This is a genomic window from Pseudomonas morbosilactucae (genome assembly GCF_023241665.1).
Lineage (GTDB): Bacteria > Pseudomonadota > Gammaproteobacteria > Pseudomonadales > Pseudomonadaceae > Aquipseudomonas > Aquipseudomonas morbosilactucae.
In genome coordinates this window covers 54,939-74,404 of the sequence record NZ_JALQCX010000037.1, presented here as the reverse complement: position 1 = coordinate 74,404, position 19,466 = coordinate 54,939, and the positions used below count along the sequence as shown (strand labels likewise).

General features: G+C 61.1%; 21 protein-coding genes. 14 read left to right on the top strand and 7 right to left on the bottom strand.

All coding sequences use genetic code 11. From position 1 onward, the window contains the following. Nucleotides 1-7 precede the first annotated feature (7 nt). From lptB to M1B35_RS20130, 5 genes are read right to left on the bottom strand one after another with little or no spacing between them, the layout of a single operon-like run. A complete protein-coding gene (gene lptB / locus M1B35_RS20150) occupies nucleotides 8-733 on the bottom strand; it encodes an LPS export ABC transporter ATP-binding protein (RefSeq protein WP_123337173.1) in 726 nt (241 codons plus the stop codon). Continuing rightward, nucleotides 733-1,278, bottom strand: a complete 546-nt coding sequence (gene lptA / locus M1B35_RS20145) for a lipopolysaccharide transport periplasmic protein LptA (protein WP_268262866.1) — start codon at nucleotides 1,276-1,278, stop codon at nucleotides 733-735. The genes lptB and lptA overlap by 1 nt, the downstream gene beginning before the upstream one ends. Next, nucleotides 1,265-1,837, bottom strand: coding sequence for an LPS export ABC transporter periplasmic protein LptC (lptC, locus tag M1B35_RS20140; RefSeq protein ID WP_123337169.1), 573 nt, complete (start codon nucleotides 1,835-1,837; stop codon nucleotides 1,265-1,267). Before lptC ends, lptA begins: the two co-directional genes overlap by 14 nt. Before the next feature lie 8 nt (nucleotides 1,838-1,845). Next, nucleotides 1,846-2,370, bottom strand: coding sequence for a KdsC family phosphatase (locus M1B35_RS20135; protein ID WP_123337167.1), 525 nt, complete (start codon nucleotides 2,368-2,370; stop codon nucleotides 1,846-1,848). Next, nucleotides 2,370-3,344 carry a KpsF/GutQ family sugar-phosphate isomerase gene (locus M1B35_RS20130; RefSeq protein ID WP_123337165.1) on the bottom strand — a complete coding sequence of 325 codons (975 nt, stop codon included), beginning with the start codon at nucleotides 3,342-3,344 and terminating at the stop codon, nucleotides 2,370-2,372. Before M1B35_RS20130 ends, M1B35_RS20135 begins: the two co-directional genes overlap by 1 nt. A 262-nt stretch (nucleotides 3,345-3,606) precedes the next feature. On the opposite strand from M1B35_RS20130, the gene M1B35_RS20125 reads away from it, so the two are divergent. The 10 genes from M1B35_RS20125 to hisC all read left to right on the top strand — a co-directional run bounded on the left by M1B35_RS20125 (nucleotide 3,607) and on the right by hisC (nucleotide 11,612). Further along, nucleotides 3,607-4,416, top strand: coding sequence for an ATP-binding cassette domain-containing protein (locus tag M1B35_RS20125; RefSeq protein ID WP_123337163.1), 810 nt, complete (start codon nucleotides 3,607-3,609; stop codon nucleotides 4,414-4,416). After that, nucleotides 4,416-5,213 carry a lipid asymmetry maintenance ABC transporter permease subunit MlaE gene (gene mlaE / locus M1B35_RS20120; RefSeq protein WP_123337161.1) on the top strand — a complete coding sequence of 266 codons (798 nt, stop codon included), beginning with the start codon at nucleotides 4,416-4,418 and terminating at the stop codon, nucleotides 5,211-5,213. Before M1B35_RS20125 ends, mlaE begins: the two co-directional genes overlap by 1 nt. Beyond that, nucleotides 5,213-5,680 carry an outer membrane lipid asymmetry maintenance protein MlaD gene (gene mlaD / locus M1B35_RS20115; RefSeq protein WP_123337159.1) on the top strand — a complete coding sequence of 156 codons (468 nt, stop codon included), beginning with the start codon at nucleotides 5,213-5,215 and terminating at the stop codon, nucleotides 5,678-5,680. The genes mlaE and mlaD overlap by 1 nt, the downstream gene beginning before the upstream one ends. Nucleotides 5,681-5,691: 11 nt before the next feature. Next, nucleotides 5,692-6,345, top strand: a complete 654-nt coding sequence (locus M1B35_RS20110; RefSeq protein ID WP_268262865.1) for an MlaC/ttg2D family ABC transporter substrate-binding protein — start codon at nucleotides 5,692-5,694, stop codon at nucleotides 6,343-6,345. Beyond that, on the top strand, nucleotides 6,342-6,647 hold the full coding sequence (locus M1B35_RS20105) for an STAS domain-containing protein (protein WP_123337154.1): 306 nt from the start codon (nucleotides 6,342-6,344) through the stop codon (nucleotides 6,645-6,647). Before M1B35_RS20110 ends, M1B35_RS20105 begins: the two co-directional genes overlap by 4 nt. A 117-nt stretch (nucleotides 6,648-6,764) precedes the next feature. Next, the gene (locus M1B35_RS20100) at nucleotides 6,765-7,016 is read left to right on the top strand and encodes a BolA family protein (RefSeq protein WP_123337152.1); all 252 of its coding nucleotides are present in this window, start codon (nucleotides 6,765-6,767) and stop codon (nucleotides 7,014-7,016) included. Nucleotides 7,017-7,041: 25 nt separating this feature from the next. Next, entirely contained in the window at nucleotides 7,042-8,307 is a 1,266-nt protein-coding gene (gene murA / locus M1B35_RS20095; protein WP_268262864.1) for a UDP-N-acetylglucosamine 1-carboxyvinyltransferase, read from the top strand. 131 nt (nucleotides 8,308-8,438) lie between these two features. Beyond that, complete coding sequence (gene hisG, locus M1B35_RS20090; protein WP_123337148.1) at nucleotides 8,439-9,074, top strand: ATP phosphoribosyltransferase; 636 nt, start codon at nucleotides 8,439-8,441, stop codon at nucleotides 9,072-9,074. A gap of 154 nt (nucleotides 9,075-9,228) precedes the next feature. Further along, nucleotides 9,229-10,557: a histidinol dehydrogenase gene (gene hisD, locus M1B35_RS20085; protein ID WP_123337146.1), complete on the top strand. Its 1,329-nt coding sequence runs from the start codon at nucleotides 9,229-9,231 to the stop codon at nucleotides 10,555-10,557. Nucleotides 10,558-10,559: 2 nt separating this feature from the next. Continuing rightward, complete coding sequence (hisC, locus tag M1B35_RS20080; RefSeq protein ID WP_123337144.1) at nucleotides 10,560-11,612, top strand: histidinol-phosphate transaminase; 1,053 nt, start codon at nucleotides 10,560-10,562, stop codon at nucleotides 11,610-11,612. 45 nt (nucleotides 11,613-11,657) lie between these two features. Here hisC and M1B35_RS20075 read toward each other — a convergent pair whose 3' ends face one another. Continuing rightward, complete coding sequence (locus M1B35_RS20075; protein ID WP_268262863.1) at nucleotides 11,658-13,763, bottom strand: TonB-dependent siderophore receptor; 2,106 nt, start codon at nucleotides 13,761-13,763, stop codon at nucleotides 11,658-11,660. 84 nt (nucleotides 13,764-13,847) lie between these two features. Next, entirely contained in the window at nucleotides 13,848-15,002 is a 1,155-nt protein-coding gene (gene algW / locus M1B35_RS20070; protein WP_123337140.1) for a Do family serine endopeptidase AlgW, read from the bottom strand. A 102-nt stretch (nucleotides 15,003-15,104) separates the two neighbouring features. Here algW and M1B35_RS20065 point away from each other — a divergent pair, with 102 nt between their 5' ends. The 4 genes from M1B35_RS20065 (at nucleotide 15,105) to cysN (ending at nucleotide 19,435) form a co-directional block, all read left to right on the top strand. Beyond that, nucleotides 15,105-15,863 carry a Nif3-like dinuclear metal center hexameric protein gene (locus M1B35_RS20065; RefSeq protein ID WP_268262862.1) on the top strand — a complete coding sequence of 253 codons (759 nt, stop codon included), beginning with the start codon at nucleotides 15,105-15,107 and terminating at the stop codon, nucleotides 15,861-15,863. Nucleotides 15,864-16,119: 256 nt separating this feature from the next. Then, nucleotides 16,120-17,037, top strand: a complete 918-nt coding sequence (gene cysD, locus M1B35_RS20060) for a sulfate adenylyltransferase subunit CysD (RefSeq protein WP_123337137.1) — start codon at nucleotides 16,120-16,122, stop codon at nucleotides 17,035-17,037. A 104-nt stretch (nucleotides 17,038-17,141) separates the two neighbouring features. After that, nucleotides 17,142-17,483: a four helix bundle protein gene (locus M1B35_RS20055; protein WP_268262861.1), complete on the top strand. Its 342-nt coding sequence runs from the start codon at nucleotides 17,142-17,144 to the stop codon at nucleotides 17,481-17,483. 53 nt (nucleotides 17,484-17,536) lie between these two features. Further along, nucleotides 17,537-19,435, top strand: coding sequence for a sulfate adenylyltransferase subunit CysN (cysN, locus tag M1B35_RS20050; RefSeq protein ID WP_123337135.1), 1,899 nt, complete (start codon nucleotides 17,537-17,539; stop codon nucleotides 19,433-19,435). Nucleotides 19,436-19,466: the final 31 nt, after the last annotated feature.

Genomic DNA, 19,466 nt, shown 5'->3' with positions numbered 1-19,466 from the left:
TCAGTGCTTACAGGCGGAACTCATGGCCCAGGTAGACTTCCTTGACCAATTCATTGGCCAGGATGGTCTCGGAGTCGCCTTCGGCAATCAGCTGGCCGTCGTTGACGATGTAAGCGGTTTCGCAGATATCCAGGGTTTCACGGACGTTATGGTCGGTGATCAGCACACCAATGCCCTTGGCCTTGAGGTGATGAATGATCTGCTTGATGTCGCCGACCGAGATCGGGTCGACACCGGCGAAGGGTTCGTCCAGCAGGATGAACTTTGGTGCGGTAGCCAGGGCGCGAGCAATTTCCACACGGCGGCGTTCACCACCGGACAGGCTCATGCCCAGGTTGTCGCGGATGTGGTTGATGTGGAATTCCTGCAGCAGGCTCTCCAGCTCTTTGCGCCGACCGGCCTTGTCGAGTTCCTTGCGGGTCTCGAGGATGGCCATGATGTTGTCGGCCACCGACAGCTTGCGAAAGATCGAGGCTTCCTGGGGCAGATAACCGATACCGGCACGGGCGCGGCCGTGCATGGGTTGGTGGCTGACATCCAGGTCGTCGATCATGACCCGGCCCTGATCCGCCTGGACCAGGCCGACGATCATGTAGAAGCAGGTGGTCTTGCCGGCGCCGTTGGGACCGAGCAGGCCGACGATCTGGCCGCTGTCGATGGACAGGCTGACGTCACGCACGACCTGACGGCTCTTGTAGCTCTTGGCCAGATGCTGAGCTTTCAGAGTTGCCATTACTGGGCCTTCTGCTCTTCAGTTTTCTTTTTCGGCTGGATCACCATGTCGATCCGCGGACGTGGCGCGGTTACCGAGCTGCCATTGGCGCGGCCGGCATTGGCGACCTGCTTGACGGTGTCGTAGACGATTTTCTCGCCTTCGGTGGTGTTGCCGTCATTGATGACCTTGGCTTTGTCGATCAGCACGATGCGGTTCTGCTGGGCGTGGTACTGGATGGTCACTGCGTAGGCCTGGACCGGTTTCTGGTCGGTGGCTTTCTGCAGTTGCTCGAAGTAGGCCAGGTTGCCCACCGAGGTCACCACGTCGATCTCGCCCGAGTTGGCGCGGGTGATGGTCACGGTGTTGCCGGTGATCTTCATCGAACCTTGGGTAATGATCACGTCACCCTTGTAGGTGGCGATGCCTTGTTTGTCATCCAGTTGCGCGTCATCGGCCTGGATGCGGATGGGTTGCTGGCTATCGTTCGGCAGAGCCCAGGCGCTCACGCTTCCCAGTGCTGCGCCCAGACTGAGCAAAATAGGGAGGGTTTTAACGAGCCTCATACTGTCCTCTTACGTTCGATAGCAGGTTCATCCTGCCGTCTTTCAAATACGCTTTCATTCCCTTGGCAGTCGTCACGCCGCCGGCGCCGTCGATTCTAACGGCTTGCTCGGTCTGCGCATATTGCTTCTGCGGGAATACTGTCATCCGGCTGGTGGTGATCAGCAGGTTGCGATTCTTGTCGTCTTTGCGGGCAACCCGTACCGAATCGATCAGCTCGACCTGGGTGCCGTCCGGGTTGACCTCGCCACGCTCGCTCTGGACGTGCCAGGGGAAGGTGGTGCCGCGGTACATCTGCAGGTCAGGCTTGGTCAGCAGGGTGACTTCGGTGGTCTTGACGTGCTCGACCTTGTCCGAGGTCATTTCGTACTGCATCTTGCCGTCGGGCAGGTACTGCACGCTGCGGGCGTTGATCACGTAATAGTCGATGGCGCTTTCGTCGACCTGGGCCACAGGCTTGTCGAGAAAACGTTCCGGGCTGATGTTCCAGTAGCCCACGGCCGCGAACAAAGCGGCGATGACCCCGAAAATCAGGATGTTGCGAATCTTTTTGCTCAGCATAAGGGGCTCTATAAGTAAGCGGCGTTGGCCGCATCGAGGCTGCCTTGGGCACGCAGGATCAATTCGCAGAACTCACGTGCGGCGCCTTCGCCGCCCCGGGCCTGGGTGATGCCGTGGGCGTGCTCGCGGACGAAGCTGGCCGCATTGGCCACAGCCATGCCCAGGCCGACGCGACGGATCACGGGCAGGTCCGGCAGATCGTCACCCAGGTACGCGACCTGTTCGTAGCTTAGGTTGAGTTGGCCGAGAAGCTCGTCCAGGACCACCAATTTATCCTCGCGGCCCTGATACAGGTGGGGAATCCCCAGGTTCTTGGCGCGGCGCTCGACCACCGGGGTCTTGCGCCCGCTGATGATTGCCGTCTGCACGCCGGCGGCCATCAGCATCTTGATGCCTTGGCCATCCAGGGTGTTGAAGGTCTTGAATTCGCTGCCGTCTTCGAGAAAGTACAGGCGGCCATCGGTGAGCACGCCGTCGACGTCGAACACCGCCAGTTTGATGTGTTTGCCACGTTGCAGCAGATCGTCGCTCATTACATGACTCCCGCGCGCAGCAGGTCGTGCATGTTCAAGGCGCCGATGGGGCGGTCATCCTTGTCCACCACCACCAGGGCGCTGATTTTGTGATCTTCCATGATTTTCAGGGCTTCGGCCGCGAGCATGTCGGCGCGGGCGGTCTTGCCGTGAGGGGTCATGACGTCATCGATGCTGGCTTCATGGATGTTGATGGCGCGGTCCAGGGTCCGGCGCAAGTCACCGTCGGTGAAGATCCCGGCCAGGCGGCCATCGGCTTCGAGGACCACGGTCATGCCCAAACCTTTACGAGTCATTTCCATGAGCGCGTCTTTAAGCAGGGTGCCGCGCTGCACGTTCGGCAGTTCGGCGCCTTCGTGCATCACGTTCTCGACTTTCAGCAGCAGGCGACGGCCCAGCGCGCCACCTGGGTGCGAGAAGGCGAAGTCTTCGGCGGTGAAGCCACGGGCTTCCAGCAGGGCCACGGCCAGGGCATCACCCATTACCAGGGCGGCGGTGGTCGAGGAGGTTGGTGCCAGGTTCAGCGGGCAGGCCTCGGTCTCGACGTGCACGTTGAGGTTGACCTCGGCGGCCTTGGCCAGCGGCGAGTTCGGGTTGCCGGTGATGCTGATCAGCTGGATGCCCAGGCGTTTGATCAGCGGCAGCAGGGTGACGATTTCGTTGGTGGAGCCGGAGTTGGACAGCGCCAGGATCACGTCATCCCGGGTGATCATGCCCATGTCGCCGTGGCTGGCTTCGGCTGGGTGGACAAAAAATGCCGTGGTGCCGGTGCTGGCCAGGGTGGCGGCAATCTTGTTGCCGATGTGCCCGGACTTGCCCATGCCGACCACGACCACTCGGCCCTTGCTGGCCAGAATCATCTCGCAAGCGCGTACGAAATCTGCGTCGATATGGGGCAGCAAGCCTTCTACGGCCTGAATTTCGAGGCGGATGGTGCGTTGTGCTGATTGAATCAGGTCGCTGGATTGGCTCATGTCTGAAATCGTATAGCCCGATGAAAAGGCGGCGATTATAGCGGTAATGAACAAATCCCTCACGCAAGTTCGTCAGGCTTTGTTGCGTCGGGCTAGGGAAAGCGCTGAATCGCCTGTCCTCGACCTGAACGGCCTCGGCTTCGGCCTTGGGCGCTCCGTATCAGCAGTGATATAGTTCGCCGCCAGTTCGGCCTGCCCTGAGGATGTACTCCCGGCAGGGAGCCAAGCGTCCGAGTGAAAGGCTGCATCGCAAGGAGTTTAGATGAGTGCCGATAACGCCTACGCGGTCGAGCTGAAGGGGCTGTCCTTCAAGCGCGGTGCGCGCAGCATCTTCAATAATGTCGATATCCGTATTCAGCGGGGCAAGGTCACCGGCATCATGGGGCCTTCCGGCTGCGGGAAAACCACGCTGCTGCGGCTGATGGGCGCGCAATTGCGGCCCAGCGCCGGCGAAGTGTGGGTCAACGGGCAGAACCTGCCCGCGCTGTCGCGCAGTGACCTGTTCGATGCCCGCAAGCAAATGGGCGTGCTGTTCCAGAGCGGGGCCCTGTTCACCGACCTCGACGTCTTCGAGAACGTGGCTTTCCCCTTGCGGGTTCATACCGAGCTGCCGGAAGAGATGATCCGCGACATCGTCCTGCTCAAGTTGCAGGCCGTCGGGCTGCGCGGCGCCATCGACCTGATGCCGGATGAGCTGTCCGGGGGCATGAAGCGCCGGGTGGCCCTGGCGCGCGCCATTGCCCTGGATCCGCAGATTCTTATGTACGACGAGCCGTTCGTGGGCCAGGACCCGATTGCCATGGGCGTCCTGGTGCGCCTGATCCGCTTGCTCAATGATGCCCTGGGCATCACCAGCATCGTGGTCTCCCACGATCTGGCCGAAACGGCGAGCATCGCTGACTACATCTATGTGGTGGGCGATGGCCAGGTGCTGGGCCAGGGAACTCCTGCCGAGCTGATGGACTCCGACAATCCGCGCATCCGTCAATTCATGAAAGGCGATCCTGACGGCCCGGTACCGTTCCACTTTCCAGCGCCGGACTACCGCGCAGATCTCCTGGGGAAGCGCTGATGCGCAAAATATCGTTACTCGAACGGGTTCGCCTCTTCGGTCGTTCAGGCATTGATGTCCTGGCGGTACTGGGGCGTTCCAGTCTGTTTCTGTTCCATGCCTTGTTGGGGCGCGGCGGCATTGGCGGTGGCTTTGGCCTGTTGGTCAAGCAACTGCACTCGGTGGGGGTGATGTCCCTGGTGATCATCGTGGTTTCCGGGGTGTTCATCGGCATGGTGCTGGCCCTGCAGGGGTTCAACATCCTGTCCAGCTACGGTTCCGAGCAAGCGGTGGGGCAGATGGTCGCCCTGACGTTGCTGCGTGAACTCGGCCCGGTGGTGACGGCGCTGCTGTTCGCCGGTCGCGCGGGTTCGGCCCTGACCGCGGAAATCGGCAACATGAAGTCCACCGAGCAACTCTCCAGCCTGGAGATGATCGGTGTCGACCCGCTCAAATACATCATTGCCCCGCGCCTGTGGGCGGGTTTCATTTCCCTGCCGTTGCTGGCGATGATTTTCAGCGTAGTGGGGATCTGGGGTGGCTCCTGGGTGGCAGTCGACTGGCTGGGGGTCTATGAAGGTTCCTACTGGTCGAACATGCAAAACAGCGTGACCTTCAGTGGTGACGTGCTCAATGGTGTGATTAAAAGTATTGTTTTCGCCTTTGTAGTGACCTGGATCGCCGTATTCCAAGGCTACGACTGTGAGCCCACTTCAGAGGGGATCAGCCGTGCCACTACCAAGACCGTGGTGTACGCCTCCCTGGCGGTGCTCGGCTTGGACTTTATTCTGACCGCCTTGATGTTTGGAGATTTCTGATGCAAAACCGCACCCTGGAAATCGGTGTCGGCCTTTTCTTGCTGGCTGGCATCCTGGCTTTGCTGTTGCTGGCCTTGCGGGTCAGTGGCTTGTCGGCCGCCGCGAGCACCGATACCTACAAACTTTACGCGTACTTCGACAATATCGCCGGTTTGACTGTCAGAGCTAAAGTGACCATGGCCGGTGTGACTATCGGCAAGGTCACGGCTATCGATCTGGACCGCGACAGCTTCACCGGCCGGGTGACGATGCAACTGGAAAAGCGCGTGGATAATCTGCCGACTGACTCCACTGCATCTATTCTGACTGCGGGCTTGTTGGGTGAGAAATACATCGGCATCAGCGTGGGTGGGGAAGAGTCCCTGCTCAAGGATGGTGGCACCATCCATGACACTCAGTCGTCGCTGGTACTGGAGGACCTGATCGGTAAGTTCCTGCTCAATACCGTTAGCAAAGACGCTAAATGAGGAGTTTGTTCATGATCTCTACCTTGCGACGTGGCCTGTTGGTGTTGCTTGCGGCGCTACCTTTGATGGCTAACGCCGTGACCGGGCCTTCCGCCCATGAACTGGTTCAAGACACCACCAACCGCCTGCTGGCGGACCTGGCGGCCAATAAAGAACAGTACAAGCAGAGCCCGAGCGCCTTCTACGATGCCTTGAACGGTATCGTCGGCCCGGTGGTGGATGCCGATGGCATCTCCCGCAGCATCATGACCGTGAAGTACTCGCGCAAAGCCACCCCGGAGCAGATGACCCGCTTCCAGGAAAACTTCAAGCGCAGCCTGATGCAGTTCTATGGCAACGCCTTGCTCGAGTACAACAACCAGGGCATTACGGTGTCCCCGGCCAAGGATGAAAGCGGCACCCGCACCAGCGTCGATATGCAGGTCAAGGGCAATAACGGGGCGATTTACCCCGTGTCCTACACCCTGGAGAAGATCAACGACCAGTGGAAAGTGCGCAACGTGATCATCAACGGCATCAACATCGGCAAGCTGTTCCGTGATCAGTTCGCCGATGCCATGCAGCGCAATGGCAATAACCTAGACAAGACCATCGACGGTTGGGCCGGGGAAGTGGCCAAGGCCAAGGAAGTGACCGAAGACGCCGCGCAGAAGGCTGCGCAATGAGTGAGGCGGCCGTCCGTTCCGGGGCTGCTGGCGAACTGTTGCTCAGTGGCGTGCTGGACTATCGCACCGGCCCTGGCCTGCGCAAGCAGGGCCAGGCCCTGATCAAGTCCAGCGCGGTGCCGGACCTGGTTGTGGATTGTTCGGCAGTGTCGAAGTCCAGCAGTGTCGGCCTTGCGCTGTTGCTGGCGTTCATGCGTGATGCCCAGGCGGCCGGCAAGGCCCTGAGCATCCGCGCCTTGCCCGAGGACATGCGCGAAATCGCCGAGGTTTCTGGCTTGACCGAAATCCTCACCCATCCTTAGTAACCCACATCTATATAGAAGCCCCCCGTCAGAGTCCTGCTATGCGGGGTTCGCAGGCGCGGGGCTTTTTTGTATGATGTGCGACCCGCGCGCACAGGGCGCCGATTGAGGTTGAGCATGCAGGCCACCGAAGTGAAGAGCTTCCTTGAAGGAAAGCTGTCCGAGACTCTTTTATCCGTACAGGTAGAAGTTGAGGGCGAAGGCTGCAACTTTCAGCTGAACGTGATTAGTGACGAACTGGCGGCCTTGAGCCCGGTTAAGCGTCAGCAGAGCATCTATGCCCATTTGAACCCATGGATCGCCGATGGCAGCATCCACGCGGTCACTATGAAATTTTTCAGCCGCGCGGCCTGGGCCGAGCGCACCTGAGCAGCCCAAGGGCGTCGAGATTCTTATGGATAAATTGATTATTACCGGCGGCGTTCGCCTTGATGGCGAAATCCGCATTTCCGGGGCCAAGAACTCCGCGCTGCCGATCCTGGCGGCAACCCTGCTGTGCGATGGCCCGGTCACTGTGGCCAACCTGCCGCACCTGCACGACATCACCACCATGATCGAGCTGTTCGGTCGCATGGGCATCGAGCCGGTGATCGACGAGAAACTCAGCGTCGAAATCGACCCACGCACCATCAAGACCCTGATCGCGCCGTACGAGCTGGTGAAAACCATGCGTGCCTCGATCCTGGTACTGGGCCCGATGGTTGCCCGTTTCGGTGAAGCTGAAGTCGCCCTGCCTGGCGGTTGCGCCATCGGCTCGCGTCCGGTGGACCTGCACATCCGTGGCCTGGAAGCCATGGGCGCGGTGATCGACGTCGAAGGCGGCTACATCAAGGCCAAGGCCCCTGAAGGCGGCCTGCGCGGTGCGAACTTCTTCTTCGATACCGTGAGTGTGACCGGTACCGAGAACATCATGATGGCCGCTGCCCTGGCCAAAGGCCGCAGCGTGCTGCAAAACGCCGCCCGCGAGCCTGAAGTCGTGGACCTGGCGAACTTCCTGATCGCCATGGGCGCGAAGATCTCCGGTGCCGGCACCGACACCATCACCATCGATGGCGTCGAGCGCCTGCATCCGGCGTTCTACAAAGTCATGCCGGACCGCATCGAAACCGGCACCTACCTGGTGGCGGCTGCCGTCACCGGCGGCCGGGTCAAGGTCAAGGACACCGATCCGACCATCCTTGAAGCGGTCCTGGAAAAGCTCAAGGAAGCCGGTGCAGAAGTCACCACCGGTACCGACTGGATCGAGCTCAACATGCACGGCAAGCGCCCCAAGGCTGTCAACGTGCGTACCGCGCCGTACCCGGCGTTCCCGACGGACATGCAAGCGCAGTTCATTTCCCTGAACGCCATTGCCGAAGGCACGGGTGCGGTCATCGAGACGATCTTCGAAAACCGCTTCATGCACGTTTACGAACTGCACCGCATGGGCGCCAAGATCCAGGTCGAAGGCAACACTGCCATCGTGACCGGCACTGAAATCCTCAAGGGCGCGCCCGTCATGGCCACCGACCTGCGGGCTTCGGCCAGCCTGGTGATTTCGGCTCTGATGGCCGAAGGCGACACCCTGATCGATCGCATTTACCACATAGATCGTGGTTATGAGTGCATCGAAGAGAAGCTGCAGATGCTCGGCGCCAAGATTCGCCGCGTACCGGGCTAGTCGGTGTCATGGGCACAAGGACGTGCCCACACCTTGATTGAGTTTCAAGTCGAGCCTGTCATCAGGCTCGATCTGTGTCTGGCGCCATTTGCGACCGGGCATCAGTAGCCTGATAAGGACTGACGTTTCCCATGTTGACCATCGCATTGTCCAAGGGCCGTATCCTTGACGACACGCTGCCGCTTCTGGCTGAAGCGGGCATCGTGCCGACCGAGAATCCGGACAAGAGCCGCAAGCTGATCATTCCCACGACCCAGGCCGATGTGCGCCTGCTGATCGTGCGCGCCACCGATGTGCCGACCTACGTCGAGCATGGGGCCGCTGACCTCGGGGTCGCTGGCAAGGACGTGCTGATGGAATACACCGGCCAGGGCCTGTACGAACCGCTGGACCTGCAGATTGCTAAGTGCAAGCTGATGACCGCCGGTGCCATCGGTGCCGCCGAGCCCAAGGGCCGGCTGCGCGTGGCCACCAAGTTCGTCAATGTGGCCAAGCGTTACTACGCCGAACAGGGTCGCCAGGTCGACATCATCAAGCTCTACGGTTCGATGGAGCTGGCGCCGCTGATCGGCCTGGCGGACAAGATCATCGACGTGGTCGACACCGGCAACACCTTGCGGGCCAATGGCCTGGAGCCCCAGGAGCTGATCGCCACCATCAGTTCGCGCCTGGTGGTCAACAAGGCTTCGATGAAAATGCAGCACGCCCGCATCCAGGCGTTGATCGACACCCTGCGCAAAGCAGTGGAGTCGCGACACCGCGGCTGATTCACATGCGTGGCCTTGAGCCACGCCCATCTATCCGCGTCATAGCCAGAATGCTCAGGTGCCCACGCGGATGGCTTGGTAGTCTTGCGGCGCCTGAGCTTTGCAAAACCAAGCTTGTCCTTTTGAGCACTCGCCAATAAATGAGGCCTTCGCTATGACCGCTCCCACTGCAATTCGCCGACTCAACGCTGCCGACCCGGATTTCGCCCAGCATCTGGATCATCTGCTGAGCTGGGAAAGTGTCTCTGACGACTCGGTCAATCAGCGGGTGTTGGACATCATCAAGGCCGTGCGTGAACGCGGCGATGCGGCGCTGGTGGAATTCACCGAGCGCTTCGATGGCTTGCAGGTCAGCTCCATGGCCGACCTGATCCTGCCCCGCGAGCGCCTGGAACTGGCCCTGACCCGCATCACCGTGCCCCAGCGCGAAGCCCTGGAAAAAGCCGCCGCGCGGGTCCGCAGCTACCACGAAAAACAGAAACAGGATTCCTGGACCTACACCGAGGCCGACGGCACCGTGCTGGGGCAGAAAGTCACCCCGTTGGACCGTGCCGGCCTGTATGTGCCCGGTGGCAAGGCGTCCTACCCGTCCTCGGTGTTGATGAACGCGATCCCGGCCAAAGTGGCGGGGGTCACCGAGGTGGTGATGGTGGTGCCTACGCCGCGTGGCGAGGTCAATGAGCTGGTGCTGGCCGCAGCCTGCATCGCCGGGGTCGACCGGGTGTTTACCATCGGTGGCGCCCAAGCGGTTGCCGCCCTGGCCTATGGCACCGAAAGCGTGCCCCAGGTGGACAAGGTGGTCGGCCCGGGCAACATCTATGTGGCCACCGCCAAGCGCCACGTGTTTGGCCAGGTGGGCATCGACATGATTGCCGGCCCCTCCGAGATCCTCGTGGTCTGTGACGGCCAGACCGACCCGGACTGGATCGCCATGGACCTGTTTTCCCAGGCTGAGCACGACGAAGACGCCCAGGCGATCCTGGTCAGCCCGGACGCCGAGTTCCTCGACCAAGTGGCGGCGAGCATCGCCAAGCTGCTGCCGACCATGGAGCGTGCCGAAATCATCAATACCTCGATCAATGGCCGTGGCGCCCTGATCAAAGTGCGCGACATGCAGCAGGCCATCGACGTGGCCAATCGCATTGCACCGGAGCACCTGGAGTTGTCTGTGGCCGATCCGCAAGCCTGGCTGCCGCAGATTCGTCACGCGGGGGCGATCTTCATGGGGCGTCACACCTCCGAAGCCCTGGGCGACTACTGTGCCGGCCCGAACCACGTGCTGCCGACCTCCGGCACCGCGCGTTTCTCCTCGCCACTGGGCGTGTACGACTTCCAGAAACGTTCGTCGATCATCTTCTGCTCCGAGCAGGGCGCATCCGAACTGGGCAAGACCGCGTCGGTTCTGGCTCGTGGCGAGTCGCTGACCGCCCACGCCCGCAGTGCCGAATACCGCATCGTCGACGATCAAGCAAAGGGGCAATGAGCATGAGCAAATTCTGGAGTCCGTTCGTCAAGGATCTGGTGCCTTATGTGCCGGGTGAACAGCCAAAGCTGACCAAGCTGGTCAAGCTCAACACCAACGAAAACCCTTATGGCCCGTCGCCCAAGGCCCTGTCGGCGATGCAGGCCGAGCTCAATGACAACCTGCGCCTGTACCCGGACCCCAACAGCGACCTGCTGAAGCAGGCGGTGGCTGGCTATTACGGCGTGCAGAGCAACCAGGTGTTCCTCGGCAACGGTTCGGATGAAGTCCTGGCGCACATTTTCCACGGCTTGCTGCAACACGATCAGCCGTTGCTGTTCCCGGACATCAGCTACAGCTTCTACCCGGTGTATTGCGGCCTGTACGGCATCGACTTCGAAGCGGTGCCCCTGGATGAGCAGTTCCAGATCCGCACGGCGGACTATGCCAAGCCCAATGGCGGGATCATCTTCCCTAACCCGAACGCGCCCACCGGCTGCCTGCTGCCCCTGGACGCGGTGGAGCAGATCCTCAAGGCCAGCCCGGATTCGGTGGTGGTGGTCGACGAAGCCTATATCGACTTTGGCGGTGAGACGGCCATTGGCCTGGTGGATCGCTATCCGAACCTGCTGGTGACCCAGACCCTGTCCAAGTCGCGCTCCCTGGCGGGCTTGCGGGTCGGCCTGGCGGTGGGTCATCCGGACCTGATCGAGGCCTTGGAGCGGATCAAGAACAGCTTCAATTCCTACCCCCTGGACCGCTTGGCGATTGTCGGTGCAACCGCCGCGTTCGAAGACCACGAGTACTTCCAGAGCACCTGCCAGCGGGTGATCGACAGCCGCGACTACGTGGTGGCGCAACTGCAGGCCAAGGGGTTCGAGGTGCTGCCGTCGGCGGCCAACTTCATCTTTGCCCGCCACCCTGGGCACGACGCGGCCGGCCTGGCGGCCAAGCTGCGGGAGCAAGGAGTGATCGTCCGCCACTTCAAGCAGCAGCGCATTGCCCAGTTCCTGCGTATCTCCATCGGTACGCCGGAGCAGAACCAGGCGCTGATTGACGGACTGGGCGAGCTTTAAGCCCTTGAAGATAGAAAGCCCGCTCCCTCACAGGAGCGGGCTTTTTTATAGGCTGAGGGTCAGGCTCAGGGTGAAGTTGCGCGGCTCCCCGGGGTTGACCCAGTAGTTGCTGTAAGAGCGCTCGTAGTACTTCTCATCGAACACATTGTTCAGGTTCAGGCCCAGGGTCACCTGCTCACTGGCCTTGTAGTGGGCCAGCAGGTCCACGGTCTGGTAGGCCGGCAACTCGAAGCGCCCCCCGGCTTCCCCGGAGCGGTCGCCCACGTACGTGAAGGCTGCGCCGACATCAGAGCCGCGCAATGTCCCCTCCTGGAACTCATAGACCCCCAGCACGCTGCCGCTGCGCTTGGCCACGCCAAGAATGCGGCTGCCGGCGGGAATTGACCTATCGCCCTCAGTGACCTTGGCGTCGATGTAGGCGAAGGCGCCGATCAGCCGCACCGCATCGGTGAGCTGCCCGGTCACTTGCAGGTCCAGGCCCTGGCTGCGGGCTTTGCCCATGGCCCGGTTGCTGTTGGTGGCGGGGTCGAGGGCCAAGACGTTTTCCTTTTCGATGTGGAAAGCGGCGAGGGTGCTGCTCAGGCGCTCGTCGAACAGCTCGCTCTTGATCCCCACTTCATAACCGACGCCTTCTTCGGGCTTGAAGGTTTTGCTCTCGGCGTCCAGGCCGTTGTTGGGCTTGAACGAGGTGGAGGCGTTGGCGAATAGGCCCACTTGAGGGGTCAGTTGGTACAGCAGGCCGGCGCGCTGGGTCAGGGCGTCGTGAGTCTGGCGCGAGGGGAGGCCACTGACGTGGTCGTCGATGCGTTGTTCGAAGTGTTCGAAGCGCGCCCCGAGCATGCCCCGCAGGCGGTCGCTGAAGATGATCTGGTCCTGCAGGTTCAACGCCTGGCTTTGTACGTGCTCGGAGAAGTCGGTGCCGGAGCGCAGGCCATTTGGCTTGGGTTGGCCGTACACCGGGTTATAGATGTCGATGGGGTAGGTGCTGCCCGCAATGGTGGTGACCCGTTCGTTCTTGCGGTAGTTCTCGTATTCGCTGCCGATCAGCAACTGGTGTTGCCAACTGCCGATATCCACCAGACCGTGGAGTTCCAGCTGGGTGATGCTGTCATGCCAGTTGCTGTCGCGCTCGCGATAGCGCCGATTGACCGTGTGCTGGTCGGCATTCAGAGGCCGGGCTTCCGAGGCGAACCCCCAGAGCTTGCCCTCCTTGTAGTGGCTGGCCAGGCGCAACTTCCAGGCGTCGTTGAGGTGATGCTCCAGGGCTGCTTGCAGCATGTTGTTGTGGTTGTCGATGTTGCCGTCATTGGGTTCGCCGAGGAAGGTCGAGCGTGACACGCCGCTCCAGCGATTGTTCGGCGCGACGATGCCGCGATCGAAGGTCGAGCTGTGGCGCACGAATTCGCTTTCCAGCAACAGGTGGGTGTCTGGGTTGATCTGCCAGCTCAGGGAGGGTGCGACGAACACCCGTTGGCTGTCGACGTGATCGCGGAAACTCTGGTTGTCTTCGACTGCCAGGTTGACCCGGGACAGGACCTGGCCTTGCTCGTCCAGCGGCGTGTTGAGGTCCAGGGCGGTGCGGTAGCGGTCCCAGCTGCCGACGCTGCTCTGCAGGGTGGTGAAGGCTTCCGGCTGAGGCTTCTTGCTGACAATGTTCACCGTGCCACCCGGGTCGCCACGGCCATAGAGACTGGCGGCGGGGCCTTTGAGCACTTCGATGCGTTCGATATTGGCCGCATCCGGTGTGCTCGGGTAGCCGCGGTTGGCGCTGAAGCCATCCTTGTAGAACTCCGACGTGGTGAAGCCGCGCACGCTGTATTCGTAGAGCGTCAGGCCGCCGAAGTTGTTTTGCTTGGAGACACCGCCGGCGAATTCCAGGGCGCGCTCGACACTCGTGCTGCCCAAGTCCTTGAGCACGCTGGCCGGGATCACGCTGATGGACTGGGGAATGTCACGGATCGCTGTGTCGGTCTTGGTCGCACTGGAGGCGCGGCTTGCCCGATAACCCTTGAGCGGGTCGTTGGCGGATTCGTATTCGGAGGTGATGCTGGTGGCGTCGAGTTCGAGCGGCTGGGGTTCTTCGGCGAGCAGGGGATCGGCCAGCAGGCCCAGGGTCAGGCCTGCCAGGGAGGCAAATGTTCGAGACGTCATGAAAGGGTTCCAATATCGATATTGAAACAATATAACATGACCAATGAGAATTTATATTGTTAGCCCGGCGTGCCGGGCTACGACTTACTCTTCTTCTTTGACCGGCGCCGGTGGCGGACGCAGGCCGATCTCGGCGGTGAGCTTGATCTCCTTGCCATTGCGCATCACCAGGATGCTCACCTTGTCGCTGGGCTTGATCCGCGCGACCTGGTTCATCGAGCGGCGACCGTCGCCGGCGGGTTCTCCGTCGATGCTGAGAATCACGTCACCCAATTGCATGCCGGCCTTCTGCGCCGGGCCATCGCGGAAAATCCCCGCAACCACGATCCCGGGGCGCCCGGACAGGCCAAAGGACTCCGCCAGTTCCTGGGTAAGTGGCTGCACTTCGATGCCCAGCCAGCCACGAATGACCTGGCCGTGCTCGATGATCGACTTCATCACCTCCATGGCCAGCTTGATCGGGATGGCGAAGCCGATGCCCTGGGAGCCGCCGGACTTGGAGAAGATCGCGGTGTTGATCCCGGTCAGGTTGCCGTTGGCATCCACCAGGGCGCCGCCGGAGTTGCCCGGGTTGATCGCCGCGTCGGTCTGGATGAAGTCTTCGTAGTTGTTCAGGCCCAACTGGTTGCGCCCGGTGGCGCTGATGATGCCCATGGTCACGGTCTGGCCGACACCAAAGGGGTTGCCGATGGCCAGCGCAACGTCACCCACGCGGATGTTTTCCGAGCGGCCAATGGTGATCGATGGCAGGTTTTTCAGGTCGATCTTGAGGACTGCGAGGTCGGTTTCCGGGTCGCTGCCGATGACGCGGGCCAGGGTTTCACGGCCGTCCTTGAGTGCCACCACGATTTGCTCGGCGCCGGAGGTCACATGGTTGTTGGTCAGCAGGTAGCCTTCGGGGCTCATGATCACCCCCGAACCCAGGCTCGACTCCATGCGCTGCTGCTTGGGCAGGTTATCGCCGAAGAACCGGCGAAATTGCGGGTCCTCGAACAACGGGTGGGCGGGTTTGTTGATGACCTTGGTGGTGTAGAGGTTGACCACTGCCGGCGCGGCAATCACCACAGCGTCCGCGTAAGAGACCGGGCCCTGCTGAGTGTTGCTGGTCTGCGGCGCCTGTTGCAGGTTGACGTCCAGGCTGGGCAGCCCGACCCACTCCGGATAACGCTGGATAATCAGTAACGCGATAAGCACACCGGCCAGCAGCGGCCAGCCAAAAAAACGCAGAGCCTTGAACATTGAGCAAGTCCTGGGTGGTTGCGAAGGACCGCGCACGGCCCATAATGTCGCGCATTATACGAGGCCAAGCGCGCCTCTGAACGGGATATTTAGGAGACTTTTATGGCCGTTGCCCTGAGCACCCTGGTGGAAGAAGCCGACCGTTATCTGGGCAGTTCGCGGATTGCCGACTATTGCCCCAATGGCCTGCAGGTCGAGGGGCGCCCGCAGGTGATGCGCATCGTCAGTGGGGTCACCGCCAGCCAGGCATTGCTCGATGCTGCCGTCGAGGCCAAGGCCGATCTGGTGCTGGTGCACCATGGTTACTTCTGGAAAGGCGAGAACCCGTGCATCACGGGCATGAAGCAGCGGCGCCTGAAAACCCTGCTCAAGCACGACATCAGCCTGCTGGCCTACCACTTGCCCCTGGATCTGCATCCGGACGTGGGCAACAACGTGCAACTGGCGCGGCAACTGGACATCACCGTCGAAGGGCCCTTGGACCCGGACAACCTGAAAATCGTCGGCCTGGTGGGCTCACTCAACGAACCCATGACGCCACGGGACTTTGCCCGACGCGTGCAGGAAGTCATGGGGCGCGAGCCGTTGTTGATCGAAGGCGAGGACATGATCCGCCGCGTCGGCTGGTGCACCGGCGGTGGCCAGGGCTACATCGACCAGGCCGTGCAGGCCGGCGTCGACCTGTACCTGAGCGGCGAAGCCTCGGAGCAGACCTATCACAGCGCCCGGGAGAACGGCATCAGTTTTATTGCCGCCGGCCATCACGCCACCGAGCGTTATGGCGTCCAGGCCCTGGGTGATTACCTGGCCCGGCGCTTCGCCCTGGAGCACCTGTTCATCGACTGCCCCAACCCCATCTAACGCTCCGCCTGTTGGCGCCGGCTTGTCGGCGATCGCCGTTTGAGGGGCATCCGACGTCGCCGCCCCCGGCGATTTCACGATCGCCAACCTCGGCCAGCCGGCACCCCACAAGCCACGGACAGACCCAAACGAGGCGATATATTCATATATCGTTTCGTTCTATTTGGCGCCCTGAATAGAAGCGGCACGCTGTGCTAGCATGCCCCGCTCGAACACGGCCCGATGGCCGTTCATAAGAAAGCTTTCGTGAGTAGCCATGGTCGACAAACTGACGCATCTGAAACAGCTGGAGGCGGAAAGCATCCACATCATCCGCGAGGTGGCCGCCGAGTTCGATAACCCGGTGATGCTGTACTCCATCGGTAAAGACTCCGCCGTGATGCTGCATCTGGCACGCAAGGCGTTCTTCCCGGGCAAGCTGCCGTTTCCGGTGATGCACGTCGATACCCAGTGGAAATTCCAGGAAATGTACAAGTTCCGCGATCGCATGGTCGAAGAGCTTGGCCTGGACCTCATCACCCACGTCAATCCTGACGGTGTGGCGCAGGGTATCAACCCCTTCACCCACGGCAGTGCCAAGCACACCGACATCATGAAGACCGAGGGCCTGAAACAGGCACTGGACAAGCATGGTTTCGACGCAGCGTTCGGCGGTGCCCGTCGCGATGAAGAGAAGTCCCGCGCCAAAGAGCGCGTGTATTCCTTCCGCGACAGCAAGCACCGTTGGGACCCGAAGAACCAGCGCCCCGAGCTGTGGAACGTCTACAACGGCAACGTCAACAAGGGCGAGTCGATCCGCGTGTTCCCGCTGTCGAACTGGACCGAGTTGGACATCTGGCAGTACATCTACCTGGAAGGCATCCCGATCGTGCCGCTGTACTTCGCTGCCGAACGTGAAGTGATCGAGAAGAACGGCACGTTGATCATGATCGACGACGACCGCATCCTCGAACACCTGTCCGACGAAGACAAAGCCCGAATCGTCAAAAAGAAAGTACGTTTCCGTACCCTTGGCTGCTACCCGTTGACGGGTGCGGTGGAGTCCGAAGCCGAGACGCTGACGGACATCATTCAGGAAATGCTCCTGACGCGAACTTCCGAGCGCCAGGGCCGTGTCATCGACCACGATGGTGCAGGCTCGATGGAAGACAAGAAGCGTCAGGGGTACTTCTAAGCTTCGAGTTACAAGCGGCAAGCTGCAAGTTAAAGGCGGTATGCGTAACTTCGCAGCTTGGCGCTTGCGGCCTGTTGCTGTGAGCCGGGATCGAGTGACTCGTAATGGATTTCGAGAAGCTGATTGTTTGGCAGCGAAGCAAGTGTTTGGCAGTAGGGATCTACAAAGAATTTGCGCGATGTGGGGATTTTGGGTTCAAGGATCAAATCACCCGCTCGGCACTTTCAGTGCCTTCCAATATTGCTGAAGGCATGGAACGTCGCAGTGCCAAGGAGAAGGTTCGTTTTCTCTGGATTGCGAAAGCGTCCTGTGGGGAGTTACGTACCCAAGTCCTTATTGGTCGAGACATTGCTTACATCGCAGACCCGCTGGCCGAAAATTGGATTATGGAAACCCGCGAACTCTCAAGAATGCTGCGCGGGTTGATCAACAAAATTTCTGACTAGCTGTACGCCGACAAGCTTGCCGCTTGAAGCTTACAGCTCGGAGCTTGAACCCAATGAGCCACCAATCTGATTTGATCAGCGAGGACATCCTCGCCTACCTGGGCCAGCACGAGCGCAAGGAAATGTTGCGCTTCCTGACCTGCGGCAACGTCGACGACGGCAAGAGCACCCTGATCGGGCGCCTGCTGCACGACTCCAAGATGATCTACGAAGATCACCTGGAAGCCATCACCCGCGACTCGAAGAAAGTCGGCACCACCGGCGACGATATCGACCTGGCGTTGCTGGTTGACGGCCTGCAGGCCGAGCGTGAGCAGGGCATCACCATCGATGTTGCCTACCGCTACTTCTCCACTGCCAAGCGTAAATTCATCATCGCCGACACTCCCGGCCATGAGCAGTACACCCGTAACATGGCCACCGGTGCGTCCACCTGTGACCTGGCGATCATCCTGATCGACGCCCGCTACGGCGTGCAGACCCAGACCCGTCGCCACAGCTTTATCGCCTCGTTGCTGGGGATCAAACACATCGTGGTGGCCGTCAACAAGATGGACATCAATGGCTTCGATCAAAGCGTATTCGAGCAGATCAAGGCCGATTACCTGAAGTTCGCCGACGGTATTGCCTTCAAGCCGAGCACCCTGGCTTTCGTGCCGATGTCGGCGCTCAAGGGCGACAACGTGGTGAACAAGAGCGAGCGCTCGCCTTGGTACACCGGCCAGTCGTTGATGGAGATTCTGGAAACCGTCGAGATCGCCAACGACCGCAACTACACCGACCTGCGTTTCCCGGTGCAGTACGTCAACCGTCCGAACCTGAACTTCCGCGGTTTCGCCGGCACCCTGGCTAGCGGCATCGTGCACAAGGGCGACGAAGTCGTGGTCCTGCCGTCGGGCAAGAGCAGCCGGGTCAAATCCATCGTCACCTTCGAAGGTGAGCTGGAGCACGCCGGCCCAGGCCAGGCCGTGACCCTGACCATGGAAGACGAGATCGACATCTCCCGTGGCGACCTGCTGGTACATGCCGACAACGTGCCGCAAGTGACCGACGCCTTCGACGCCATGCTGGTGTGGATGGCCGAAGAGCCGATGCTGCCCGGCAAGAAGTACGACATCAAGCGCGCCACCAGCTACGTGCCGGGTTCCATCACCAGCATCGTGCACCGTGTGGATGTGAACACCCTGGCCGAAGGCCCGGCGAGTTCGCTGCAACTGAACGAGATCGGCCGGGTCAAGGTCAGCCTCGACGCCGCCATCGCGTTGGACGGTTACGACAGCAACCGCACCACTGGTGCGTTCATCGTGATCGACCGTTTGACCAACGGCACCGTGGCGGCGGGCATGATCATCGCTCCGCCGGTCACCCACGGCAGCTCGGCTCAGCACGGCAAGTTGGCCCACGTGGCCACCGAAGAGCGCGCCCTGCGCTTCGGCCAGCAACCGGCTACCGTGCTGTTCAGCGGCCTGTCGGGTGCTGGCAAAAGCACCCTGGCTTATGCGGTTGAGCGTCGCCTGTTCGACATGGGCCGCGCGGTGTTCGTCCTCGATGGCCAGAACCTGCGTCACGACCTGAACAAGGGCCTGCCTCAGGACCGCGCCGGGCGTACCGAGAACTGGCGTCGTGCGGCCCACGTGGCCCGTCAGTTCAACGAAGCCGGCCTGCTGACCCTGGCCGCTTTTGTTGCACCGGACGCTGAAGGCCGTGAACAGGCCAAGGCGCTGATCGGCAAGGAGCGTTTGCTGACCGTTTACGTCCAGGCTTCTCCAGCGGTGTGCGCCGAGCGCGATCCGCAAGGCCTGTACGCGGCGGGCGGGGATAACATCCCGGGCGAGTCCTTCCCTTACGACGTGCCGTTGAATGCCGATCTGGTGATCGACACCCAGGCCCTGTCGCTGGAAGAAAGCGTCAAGCAGGTGCTGGATCTGTTGCGTCAACGCGGCGCGATCTAAACCACGCGGCCACAAAAAAGCCCGCCACCGA